10 protein-coding genes are annotated in these 12466 nt (G+C 39.2%); 5 read left to right on the top strand and 5 right to left on the bottom strand.

What is annotated here, in order from left to right; genetic code table 11:
- The first annotated feature begins 24 nt into the window (after positions 1 to 24).
- Positions 25 to 1182, top strand: coding sequence for a sigma-54 dependent transcriptional regulator (locus ACO05G_RS09240; RefSeq protein ID WP_348284495.1), 1158 nt, complete (start codon positions 25 to 27; stop codon positions 1180 to 1182).
- Here ACO05G_RS09240 and ACO05G_RS09235 read toward each other — a convergent pair.
- Positions 1179 to 1307 carry a hypothetical protein gene (locus tag ACO05G_RS09235; RefSeq protein WP_348284494.1) on the bottom strand — a complete coding sequence of 43 codons (129 nt, stop codon included), beginning with the start codon at positions 1305 to 1307 and terminating at the stop codon, positions 1179 to 1181. The genes ACO05G_RS09240 and ACO05G_RS09235 overlap by 4 nt on opposite strands.
- Before the next feature lie 106 nt (positions 1308 to 1413).
- On the bottom strand, positions 1414 to 2370 hold the full coding sequence (locus tag ACO05G_RS09230) for an acyl transferase (protein WP_421765686.1): 957 nt from the start codon (positions 2368 to 2370) through the stop codon (positions 1414 to 1416).
- A 47-nt stretch (positions 2371 to 2417) separates the two neighbouring features.
- On the opposite strand from ACO05G_RS09230, the gene ACO05G_RS09225 reads away from it, so the two are divergent.
- Positions 2418 to 3182, top strand: a complete 765-nt coding sequence (locus ACO05G_RS09225) for a hypothetical protein (protein ID WP_421765685.1) — start codon at positions 2418 to 2420, stop codon at positions 3180 to 3182.
- Here the strand turns inward: ACO05G_RS09225 and ACO05G_RS09220 are convergent.
- Complete coding sequence (locus tag ACO05G_RS09220) at positions 3164 to 5569, bottom strand: alpha-ketoacid dehydrogenase subunit alpha/beta (RefSeq protein WP_421765684.1); 2406 nt, start codon at positions 5567 to 5569, stop codon at positions 3164 to 3166. The genes ACO05G_RS09225 and ACO05G_RS09220 overlap by 19 nt on opposite strands.
- Positions 5570 to 5833: 264 nt before the next feature.
- Between ACO05G_RS09220 and ald the strand changes: the two genes are divergently transcribed.
- The 3 genes from ald to ACO05G_RS09205 all read left to right on the top strand — a co-directional run bounded on the left by ald (position 5834) and on the right by ACO05G_RS09205 (position 8833).
- Positions 5834 to 6946 (top strand): alanine dehydrogenase, encoded by a 1113-nt coding sequence (gene ald / locus ACO05G_RS09215; RefSeq protein WP_348284490.1) that lies wholly within the window; start codon positions 5834 to 5836, stop codon positions 6944 to 6946.
- Between the two features lie 148 nt (positions 6947 to 7094).
- Positions 7095 to 8126 (top strand): sensor histidine kinase, encoded by a 1032-nt coding sequence (locus ACO05G_RS09210; RefSeq protein ID WP_421765683.1) that lies wholly within the window; start codon positions 7095 to 7097, stop codon positions 8124 to 8126.
- Positions 8123 to 8833: a LytTR family DNA-binding domain-containing protein gene (locus ACO05G_RS09205; protein ID WP_348284488.1), complete on the top strand. Its 711-nt coding sequence runs from the start codon at positions 8123 to 8125 to the stop codon at positions 8831 to 8833. The genes ACO05G_RS09210 and ACO05G_RS09205 overlap by 4 nt, the downstream gene beginning before the upstream one ends.
- Here ACO05G_RS09205 and ACO05G_RS09200 read toward each other — a convergent pair.
- Both ACO05G_RS09200 and ACO05G_RS09195 read right to left on the bottom strand, forming a co-directional pair.
- On the bottom strand, positions 8811 to 11078 hold the full coding sequence (locus ACO05G_RS09200) for a patatin-like phospholipase family protein (RefSeq protein WP_421765682.1): 2268 nt from the start codon (positions 11076 to 11078) through the stop codon (positions 8811 to 8813). The genes ACO05G_RS09205 and ACO05G_RS09200 overlap by 23 nt on opposite strands.
- Positions 11079 to 11264: 186 nt before the next feature.
- The gene (locus tag ACO05G_RS09195; RefSeq protein ID WP_421765681.1) at positions 11265 to 12404 is read right to left on the bottom strand and encodes a cystathionine gamma-synthase; all 1140 of its coding nucleotides are present in this window, start codon (positions 12402 to 12404) and stop codon (positions 11265 to 11267) included.
- Positions 12405 to 12466: the final 62 nt, after the last annotated feature.

Below are 12466 nucleotides of genomic sequence, written 5' to 3'. Positions count from 1 at the left end.
GAATCGCCAAAACCAAAAAATTAAATGGCTAAAATTCTTGTTGTAGACGATGAAAAGAGCATAAGAGATGCGCTTGCAGATATCCTCACCGAGGAAAAGTATGAAGTTCTTACCGCAGAAGATGGTGAGGATGGATGGAATAAACTTCAAGCTGAGAAAATAGATCTAGTCTTGTGTGATATAAAAATGCCCAAGATGGACGGAATGGAGCTTTTAGGCAAAGTCTCGGATGATGGACTGGATGTGCCTTTTGTGATGATATCTGCGCATGGCACCATAGATACCGCTGTTGACGCTACAAAAAAAGGAGCTTATGATTTCATTCAAAAGCCACCTGACTTAAATCGCATTTTACTGACTGTTAGGCATGCTTTAGAAAACTCACAACTATCTACAGAAACCAAAGTTCTTAGGAAAAAGGTAAGTAAAGGCTATGAGATCATAGGAGAGTCTAAATCAATACAAGAGGTTAAATCAACAATCGAGAAAGTTGCACCAACAGATGCTAGGGTATTAATTCATGGTGAAAATGGGACCGGCAAAGAACTTGTGGCTCGTTGGCTTCATGAGAAGAGCTCAAGATCAAAGGCCCCACTCATTGAAGTTAATTGTGCTGCCATTCCTTCTGAGTTGATTGAAAGTGAACTCTTTGGCCATGAAAAAGGATCATTTACATCAGCGCATAAACAACGCATTGGAAAATTTGAACAGGCACATGGTGGCACACTTTTTCTAGATGAAATTGGTGACATGAGTCAGTCTGCTCAGGCTAAGGTCTTAAGAGCTCTTCAGGATAAGAAAATTACTCGGGTAGGAGGAGATAAATCAATCAGTGTGGATGTTCGGGTTCTAGCTGCTACCAATAAGAATCTGAAAAAGGAAATAGAGGAAGGAAATTTTCGAGAGGATTTATATCACAGATTAAGTGTAATGGTAATTAATGTGCCTCCATTAAGAGAAAGAAAAGAAGATATTAAGCTATTGATAGATCATTTCCTTGATCAAGTGGCATCTGAATATGGAACCGCTAAGAAATCTATCGATGATAATGCCATCAATCAATTAGAAAAATACGACTGGACTGGGAATATCCGGGAACTAAGAAATGTTACCGAAAGACTCGTTATTATGTCTCAGGAAACAATAACTGTAGAGGATGTTAAAAAGTATGTGGAAGCTTAAGCGTCTGCTTGTTGCTCAGTTTTTACTTCTTGTGTGTCTTCCTGAGCATATGTAGGGCATGTTCTTTGCGTGCAAGCGCTCATTGCCAGAATTATTACTGCTAGTATGGTAAGTTTTAATTTCATAAGCGGTTTTCTTATATAAAGCGAATTATTTTTCAGATCCTTTCAAAAATAGGAGAAATAATCTTCTTAACAACAGCTTAAAGTGTAAAATATTTCATGTTTTTCGCTAAATCAACAGGTTACACCCACGAACGTCGCTATTATCAAAACGACCAAGGACTTCAAAATATTTTCCGGTTGCTCTTCCAAGGTCTTTAGTTTCAATGAAACAGCACGTATCAATATTGGCTAAATCGATAATGTTAATACCGCCAGACTTACCATCAGGGAGATATGAAAACGGGTCGTTTATATCCCTGATCAAACATTTTGCCCATAATGGGAGTTCAAAAAGCCCTTTATTCCCATACGCCTGACTCATAAGTTCAGTCATGCCGTATTCAGACCATATTTCAGTTAGATCAAAACTTTCGATTAGAAGGTTATGAAGTTCGTCTCTGATGATTTCCTTTCTTCTACCTTTCATCCCACCGGTTTCTATCACAATTGTGTCTACTACCTCGGCCTTATCACTTGCAAGTTCTAACAATGCATATGAGACCCCAATGATTATTTTTTTACCCGGTTGCCTTAAAAGGTCTCTAACATTACTGTTAAGAAAATACCCTGAATCCTTATTTCCCATGCTTATGAGGTGATCCACCATGCTTATTAGGGAAGAGTCACCTTGCTCTTGATAGGATGGTAGTAAAGCAATGATTCTCATCTCTTTCAGATCCCCAAATTTCTGAATGAACACTTCGCTTGATTTTTCCTGGTAGAAATGTTCGTTTTTAACGAAGTGTTGACTTCTCCCGGTTCTGGTAGTGCCGCTGCTTTTAAATACTTTAGTTTCTTTCCAATCACCAGATTTTATAGCATGATTTTTGAAGAACTCAATGGGCATAAAAGGAATATCATAAAGCTCTTTAACGTTATTTGGAGTTTTGTAAAGGGAGTCACAATATTGTCGGTATATAGTACCATGACGATATTGGTACTCAAATGCTTTTAACGAACTATTGACAAAGGTTTGTTCGTTAATAGCTGAAAGAGAGCGCTTAAAATCCTCAGAGAAACTCATATTATAGTTTCTTTAGGGGCAAAGTAGATTAATTTTGTTTTCATCAAATGAGACACGCTGCGAAATTATTGAGTTTAGTAATACTTCTGGCATTAAGTGGATGCTTTGAGAAGGAAGTATTTTCAGAAGTCCCACTTTTGTCTTTTGATGATGTGGTTTTTATTGACGCACCGAATGATGGGCCGAATAGGGCTGTCGATACCTTAATTGTCACGTTCTCTTTTGAGGATGAAGGCGGTGATTTTGGGTTAGATCCTTCGCTGGATGTTGGTCCACCACATCATATTTTTGATGGAGTTTTCGATTCCTTGGAAAACGTAGTTACGATTAACGGAAGTGGATATACTCCACCCTTTTATTCAATACCGATTGGACTTTTTAATACAAACGAAGGTGCCCAATACTTTTATTTCCCGGATTCAGCCGAATTGATTGGTAATACTATTTCACCACCTCCTTATAATTGTGATGAATATTTAGTAATTGAGAACGACACGATTTATGGAAAGCAAAATCCCTTTTATAATAATTTCTTTGTTATCATAGAAAGAAAGATTGGAGAGGATGAATACGAGCCATTATTGGTTGATCCGTGTGCCCCGGGGTTTAATGGTAGAATACCCGTTTTTGACCCTGAAGGCAAGGAAGGTCAAATTGTGTGGAAACAAACAACCAACACCTTAAGGTTAACTTTGGGGGATGATATCTGGAGGGTCCGTATTTATGTTTACGACCGAAGCTTAAATAAGAGTAATGAGGTCTTTTCTCAAGACTTCATAATAACAGACATCACTCAGAAAATAGCCGGATAACGTTCCGGATTCGATTCAGATAGCATACTATAAATCTTATCAAAAATTTCTTCGACATTAGGTTTTGAGAAGTAATCTCCATCACTACCATACGCTGGTCGATGATTCTTGCCTGTAATTGTGACTGGTTTTGAATCAAGGTGGAAGTATCCACCATCACGCTCAAGAATTTGCTGAAGGATAAATGCAGAAGCTCCACCTTCAACGTCCTCATCAACAACAACTAACCTGTTGGTTTTCTTCAACGACTCAACCATCATTTGTGGACGGTCAAATGGAATTAATGTCTGAGCATCGATTACTTCTGCTTCAATTCCTTCTTCTGCAAGTTGATTAGCCGCTTCCATCACAACTCTGCATGTAGAGCCGTAGGTCACTATGGTTACATCAGTTCCAGATCTTAGAGTTTCAGGTTCTCCAAGAGCTAACCTAAATTCAGTTAGATTATCTGGGACACGTTCTTTAAGTCGATATCCATTTAGTGATTCGATGACAAGTGCGGGATCATCGGACTGCATGAGTGTGTTATAAAAACCAGCTGCCTGCGTCATGTTTCGAGGTGTCAATACGTACATCCCTCTGAGCGAATGCAGGATCATTCCCATTGGAGATCCGGAATGCCAAACGCCTTCTAGTCTATGACCCCTTGTTCTAATAATAAGTGGTGCCTTCTGGCCGCCGTAAGTACGGTATTGTAATGTTGCCAGATCATCAGACAATGTTTGCAAGGCGTACAGTAAATAATCCAAATATTGGATTTCGGCGATGGGTCTTAATCCCCTGATTGCAGCACCAATTCCCTGACCGATAATAGTGGTTTCCCGAATACCCGTATCAGTCACTTTTAGCTCACCATATTTCTCCTGCAGTCCGGCAAAACCTTGATTTACATCTCCGATCTTACCTACATCTTCACCAAAAGCGAAAATTCTGGGATCGGCTTCCAGTAAATTATCAAAGCACGCGTTGAGTACTTCCCGCCCATCAACCAATTCACTTGAGTCAGAATACGCAGCGGGAACAGATTCCACATTGATTGCTGAGTCCAATGATTCACTGTAAAGCTTAGAGCTGAATTGTTCCTCATATTGTGCGGATTTCTCAGACAGCCAATTCAATAGATGTTGCTTTTCCGTAAATGATTCATTCTTAATAAGTCTCAATGCTTTTTTAGCAACCTTTATTATATGAGACTTTTCAGGATTCAACTCTTTTCTTAGAGCCTCCGCTAAATCAGTAATTTTCGTTTTATGAGTGGATGGAACAGCAACCTTATCTATTAAATTCAATACTTCCTCGACATCCTTTTTGATGTCTGCAGAATATGCTTTCCATGCCTCATCTTTGGCTTGTTTAGCAGCTTGTTTTGCTTCTTTTTCTATCTGATCCAGTTCTTCGGGACTAGCCAACTTCTCTTTTTCAATCCACTGACGCATTTGAAGGATACAATCATACTCTTTTTCCCAAACGAGACGATCCTTGGGTTTATATCTTTCATGTGAACCCGAAGTTGAGTGGCCTTGGGGTTGAGTAACCTCTATTACATGAATCAAACATGGAATGTGTTCTTTTCTGGATATTTCAGCAGCTTTTTTATAAGTTTCAAGAAGGGCGACATAGTCCCATGCCTTTACTTTAAAAACTTCAAATCCGGCCTTTTCTTTTGTTCGTTGAAACCCACTTAATGCCTCTGAGATACTTTCCTTTATCGTGTGATATTTTTGAGGAACAGAAATACCGTATCCATCATCCCAAACCGACATAATCATGGGTACCTGGAGAACCCCCGCTGCATTCATGGTTTCCCAGAAGTGACCTTCTGAAGTTGAGGCATTACCAATTGTACCAAATGCTACTTCATTGCCCTTGATTGAGAAGTCCTCAAACTCGCTTAACGATTTATTTTTCCGATATAGTTTAGAAGCATAAGCTAATCCAAGCAAACGAGGCATTTGTCCAGCGGTAGGGGATATATCAGCACTACTATTCTTTTTGTCTGTCTGAGTCAACCATTCACCCTTTTCGTTTAAGTACCTGGTTGCAAAATGTCCGTTCATCATCCTTCCAGCAGATGCAGGATCTGCTTCAACGTCGGTGTGTGCATAAAGCTGAGCAAAAAACTGTTGGGTATTAAGCTGGCCAATGGCCATCATGAAGGTTTGATCTCGATAATAACCAGATCTCCAATCGCCATTTTGGAAGTATTTGGCCATCGCTATTTGTGGTAGTTCCTTGCCATCACCAAATATTCCGAACTTGGCCTTACCCATGAATACTTCCTTTCTGCCTATCAAACTTGCTTCACGACTTTCTACGGCCAGTTGATAATCGTTTAAAACCTCCTTCTTGGTGATAGGTAATTTTGAAGTATTCTTTGTTTCGCTCATAATTTGTAATTAAAATAAAATTTAGCGTTTGGCCACTTTCAAAAATACGAAAAACGATTCACTTTTAAAAGTGAATACTCCGTATAAAACGATGTTTAAATGAAAATAAGAGCCATTTAAAGTTATAATATTCTGATAAATTATATTTTAAAGAATATTATTTGTTAAATAACATAATTTTAAAGTCTCCTGTTTCGTATTTTCTTATGTTGGGATTTCTCCCACAAACAAATCCTATATTTGCCAACCTTAATAACCAATATCATGATAATAGGCGTTCCAAAAGAGATTAAAAACAACGAAAATAGAGTGGCAGTCACTCCTTCTGGAGTGGTTGAATTCACCAAAAGAGGTCATGAGGTCTACATCCAAACAACAGCAGGTGATGGTAGTGGATTTTCGGATGATCAATATGTAGATGCGGGTGCTAAAATTCTTCCATCGATTGAAGAGGTTTACGGTATTGCCGAGATGATTATTAAAGTGAAGGAGCCCATTGAACCTGAATACAAGTTGTGTAAAAAAGACCAACTAATCTTCACTTATTTCCATTTTGCTTCACATGAACCACTTACCAAAGCAATGATTGAAAGTGGAGCTGTTTGTCTTGCTTATGAAACAGTAGAGCGCCCTGATCGATCGCTTCCTTTGTTGATTCCAATGTCAGAAGTAGCGGGTAGAATGTCTGTACAAGAGGGGGCTAAATACCTGGAGAAACCACTTAAAGGTAGAGGAATTCTCTTGGGAGGTGTTCCTGGTGTGAGGCCAGCTAAAGTAATGATTTTAGGCGGTGGTATCGTTGGCACAAATGCTGCAAAAATGGCGGCAGGTATGGGTGCGGATGTAACTATTCTTGATTTAAATCTTCAAAGACTCAGACAATTGGATGATATCATGCCAGCCAATGTTAATACCTTCATGAGTAGTGAATATAATATTCGTGAACTCATCAGCACACATGACCTGATCATTGGTGCAGTTCTTATACCCGGAGCTAAAGCACCAAATCTTATTACAAAGGATATGCTTAAAGAAATGCAACCAGGGACTGTATTAGTTGACGTTGCTGTTGATCAAGGTGGCTGCATTGAAACTTGTAAGCCTACGACGCACGAAAACCCAACCTACATCATTGATGATGTTGTTCATTATTGTGTTGCCAACATGCCTGGAGCGGTACCTTACACTTCTACGCTTGCGCTTACCAATGCAACTTTACCATATGCTATACAGTTAGCCAATAAAGGATGGAAACAAGCATGTAAAGAGAGCAAGGAGCTTAAGTTGGGCTTAAATGTTATTAATGGGGAAGTGGTATACAAAGGAGTATCTGAAGCTTTTGATATGCCTTATACGGAAGTTGATAAATTCTTGTAAGTTCAATTTTCATAAAAAGCACAAAAAGCCCGCCTGATCTGGACGGGCTTTTTAATTTCCATTCATCATATTCTTATGACCACTCGCTGCAAAGCGTAAGTGTACCAATATTTATACCCCTTTATTTGTGAGTAGGATTTGATAAGAAATGACAAGGAATAACTCGTATTGGCTTTTTCAATCGGTAGGTTGGTTTATCTACGGGATGATAGGTGTGGTTGTGGCTATGCTATTTTATGACAATGTCGATATATGGGTCATTCTTGCTCAGTTTTTTAGTGCAATAGTCATGTTTCTCTCGACCCATTTGCTTCGATTTAAAATGAAGACGGATGGCTGGCTTAAACTGAAGCTTCAGAAATTAATCTTGCGATTACTTATTGCATTAATTATTCTGGCAGTTTTAGCAAATGGAATAGTGGTTGGATACACTATTTTAACCACAGAAATTATTGATGTTGAGAATTTTAGCATTACCGTTTTCTTTCTTTTTACTTTTCAAACGTTTGTCTATTTCGCATTATGGACCGCTGTATATCTGATTATTTACTTTTTCAGAAACTACAAGAAGGAGGAGGTAGAGAAATGGCAGTTGGAGACAGCAGTAAAAGATGCTGAACTTATTGCGCTAAAGGCACAAATTAACCCTCACTTTCTTTTCAATGCTTTGAATAATATACGTGCATTGATACTTGAAGATCCTATGAAGGCAAGAGACATGGTTTCTCATATTTCCGAGTTGCTTAGATACTCTATTCAGTTTAACGACAATGAGAAAGTGACAGTGGAGGAGGAACTTCAAATTGTGAATAAATACCTGGAGTTGGAGAGCATTCATTATGAAAATAGACTTCATTATGAAATTTTAACCAAGGAGGGACTGAACAAGTGTAGAATACCGCCTATGCTGATCCAGCTAATGGCGGAGAATGCTGTAAAGCATGGGATTTCGCAGATAAAAAATGGGGGTGATATATTAATCTCAGTTGATCAGGAAGATTCATATTTAGTTTTGGAGGTGAGCAATACCGGAAAACTGAAAAAGAACCTGGGAAATGGGATTGGCCTCAGAAATGCTACCGAAAGAATAAGAATCTTGTTTGATAGCGAACCGGATATTGAACTAATACAGGAAGGAAACATGGTTCGATCTAAACTTAAACTACCAATAACAAAATGAAAGCTGTACTTGTAGATGATACGCGATTAGCAAGGCAGGAGCTTCAGTTTCTCCTGCAGAATCATAAAGATGTAGAGGTAATTGGAGAGGCCGAGAACGCTGATGACGCAAAAGAAATGATTGAGAATTTAAAGCCGGATTTGGTGTTTCTGGATATTCAGATGCCTGATAAGGACGGTTTTGAATTGCTGGAAATGTTGGATGAGGTACCACAAGTTGTGTTCACAACCGCATACAGCGAATACGCAATAAAGGCTTTTGACTACAACGCACTGGACTATTTGAAGAAGCCGATTACCGATGACCGACTGACATTGGCATTGCAACGAGTGAGAGAAAACTTGGAGAAAACGGATGAGCCAAAAGATGTGCTTAATGAAAATAGCCAGGTTTTTGTGAAGGATGGTGAAAAATGTTGGTTCGTGACATTGAAAGATGTTAGGCTTTTTGAGATATGGGATAATTATACAAGGATTTACTTCGAGGACCATAAACCAATGATTCCCAAAACGCTTCAATATATGGAGAGCCGCTTAGACCCTAAGGTCTTCTTCAGAGCGAACCGACAGCAAATCATTAACATGAAGTGGATAGAAAAGATCGAACCGTGGTTCAGCGGGACCATAAGACTTTATCTTAAAGATGGTACAGAGGTAGAGGTAAGTAGGAGACAAACTTCCAGATTTAAGGATTTGATGAGTTTTTAAGCAGACGTTGTAGCTCCTGGATAGCCATTTTGTTACTTTCAATATTGATATTTTGTAGGATATGCTGTTTCTCTTTTGTAGTTAGATGCCAGCTTAGGGATGCCCGGTCAACATCGGAAGTCGTGCCATTTTTTTCGAATGAATCATAGGCAATTTCCACGACATCCATTTCGCCTTTGAACCACGAGCGCATTTGTTCAAGTCTTGCATCATTATTTATGTCTTGCATGTTGGTTAAGTTATTGTAGACACTGGCAATAGGGTAGGTTAACCTATCAACAACTGAAGGGTCCGGTCTCTTCTCGATTGGTGAATTGGGTTTGGTATCTCTCACTACTAAAAAAATCACGCCATCGGTGTTTTCTGAGATCCAATCATTGAAAACACTAACGAATCTAATGGCATCAGAAATTCCAAAATTATCAGAGATACCAGCGTCCATAATTTCTACACGAGGTTCGGCTGGTAAGCTTACATTTGGTGTTATGTAAGGGAAGGATGCTGACATTCTAAGTGCAGATAGATAGCTTAGTTCATCCGGTTCATTGACCCTGAAAAGGGCTTGAAAATCTACCCCACGCACCCGAGCTTCTTTGTCATCAACTATTTCTGATGTGACACCAAGAAATGAAACAGGCTGTGAGGATATATAGAGCTTTCTACCATCATTAGCGATGGTCGGCGACATGATAAGCGTGGGAATCTCAGAATTCTCTTCCAACTCACGGTAAGCACCTATTGAGCTGCCGAAAATATTTCCAAGGTTCTTATTTAGGTTTTTCTCAAAAACATACCCACGATCAACACTGTATGTTCTTCCGGCATATTCATGCGTTCTAATTTTAAAAAACAGGTCGTTTACAAGAAGACCAAAAATGACGGGATTGAGGTTGTCTTTACCCATTTGAATGAGTAAGTCATTTTTATTTTCCGATAGCGCTATTCTACTATTTCTGCGAAACATCTCTCGGTAAAAAGCCGCACCAATGACACCTCCGGAAGCTCCGGTGATGAGAAAGGTTTGATCCATTAGGTTACCATTTAGTGCACTGTCGGCCTTTAGTAAAGAATTAGTCGTCCACAATGCTGCCCTCTGTCCACCACCGCTAACGCACAGAAAAACCATCTTTTGCTTTTTTGAGTCAGGCCATTTCGCTTTCCAATTCTCCAGGGTCTGAAGCATATGCCACTTGTCATGGATGTATTGCTCCTTTGAATGAACAGCTTCCAGGTTTTCTATCGAGTAGGAGGTTAGAGTAGTGTCATAATTAAGGCCCGTCGCTTGATTGATTCCTTTACCAAATCCGGATTTAGCAGCTATGTTTACCAAAATGAAAATAGCAAGCGCGAATGAAAGCCCCCAACCCTTGAACCAATAGCTGATAGCTCCCACCAGCATAACTGCAATGGCGAAAATCAATAGTGAGCTGGCCGCAGCAGGAATCTGTAGAAACTCCACATTCATAAAAAAACCAAGAAGTAAGATCACCCCAATAATACATAGCTCTACCACTACTGAGTTAAAATGATTTTGATCAAAGACTCTAACAATCGCTTCTTTATTGCGAAAATCAACTATCTGTTCTGTCGATCTTACCTTGAGCTTTAAATCGAGGTAATTAGATACATTATATTTATCGGCTCTGTTTTCTCGCACTCTATTCATGACCCGATCTCTACTTAGCACATTCTTCCTCAATTTTCTATCGACAGTTCCAGCAACAAAAATGAAAATATCCTTGTTGGTAAATCTGAAATAGAGAATCATCAATAGGTGCATGCAGACTATCCCCAAAACCAGCCCTAACACGAAAAGGAAGATTTCACTTGTTTCAGCCAATCCATTATTAACCTGGAAGCGAATCAGAAAGACAATATAAATAATCAGAATCAGGACAGGTATTAGGCTATTGTTGATTGAGAATTTAGTGAATGGCCGCTGTAAAACTCCAATAAATCTAAATCTATGCGCATCCAAAATATAGGTAGTGATGTGCCAGGCCATCATCAGGTTTCCGAATGCAATTCCAACGATAAAGAAGCTCCAAAAGCTAACAACGCCAAGGTATTCAGGGTCCAAAAACAAATAATGGATACCATAAACTTTTCCTAACCCTCCAGAGAAAGCAGAGACTATAATTAACCAAACAGCCATTAATGCAAGATTCTTTTTAAGATGGTGAAATGCGAGTTGCACCATAAGTGATTGGAGAATCTGATAAGCCGTTTGTTTAAGTTTGCTCATTTTCGTTTTGTCGAATATAATCTAGACCAACATAGATGCTTCTAGTAGTTTGATCGAATTGGAAGTCATTCCGCCGAATATAGTTACTATCTTCATATTATCAATTCACCACTAATTCTGCCGAAAGATCTTTTCGACGTAGCATAAGAAGCCCCGCATTAAGCGGGGTTATTTTTTGCCTGATGATCAGTTGATAGCCTGATCTAAATCAGAAATCAGATCTTCTACGTCTTCAATTCCCACACTTAGTCTAATCAAAGAATCAGTTAACCCTTCTGCCAATCTTTTCTCTCGAGGTATACTCGCATGTGTCATGCTTGCCGGATGACCAACTAAAGATTCGACACCTCCCAGCGACTCAGCCAGACTAAATAGTTTGAATTTGCTTAAGGTATCTTTCGCTTTTTCAACGGTATCCTCCTTTTGAATAAACGAGATCATCCCGCCAAACCCACGCATTTGCTTCTTAGCAATTTCGTGGTTTGGATGATCTTCAAATCCTGGCCAAAAAACTTTGTCTACTTTAGGATGTTTTTTGAGGTACTTGGCAATGACCTCTCCATTTTCGCAGTGTCTTTGCATTCTTAAATGAAGTGTTTTGATACCTCTCAAAGTAAGAAAACAATCTTGAGGACCGGGAACAGCTCCACTAGAATTTTGAATGAACCCAAACTTGTCATCCAGGTCAATATCATTCGTTCCAAGAAACCCCATGATTACATCTGAGTGTCCGGCTATGTATTTAGTCACCGAATGCATTACGATATCAGCACCTTGGTCTAATGGATTTTGAAGGTAAGGCGAAGCAAAAGTGTTGTCGACAGCAACCTTAGCTCCATGATTATGCGCAATCTTGCATATCGTTGAAATATCAATAATACTCATCATCGGATTTGTTGGGGTTTCCAGCCAGACTAGTTTGGTCTTGTTGGAAATGCAATCCAGAATCTTGGTTGGATCACTCATATTTATGAAGCTGAATTTGATGCCAAACTCCGCAAACAATTTGCTAAACAAGCGAAAACTTCCTCCGTAAAGATCACTTGTACAGACTACTTCATCACCTGGTCGAAGCGTTTTTATGACTGTTTCCGTTGCACTCATGCCAGAGGCGAAACATCTTCCAAATTTTGCATTTTCTAATGAAGCAATGTTTTTCTCCAAAGCACTTCTTGTTGGATTTTTTGTGCGAGCGTATTCAAATCCTTTGTTTACTCCTGGTCTTTCCTGAACATAAGTAGAGGTTTGAAAAATAGGAGTCATTATTGCTCCGGTGGATGGATCCGGTTCAATTCCCGAATGGAGTGCTTTTGTGCCGAATTTCATAGATAACATTTTAAAGGGGTTGAGTATTAAAGCGAATTTATCAACTCATATTGGGAGCACGA

It is taken from the genome of Ekhidna sp. (genome assembly GCF_965227465.1).
In the GTDB taxonomy this organism is placed as follows: domain Bacteria; phylum Bacteroidota; class Bacteroidia; order Cytophagales; family Cyclobacteriaceae; genus Ekhidna.
Note: the sequence above shows the minus strand (reverse complement) of the source record. Positions and strands in the feature narration are given on the sequence as shown.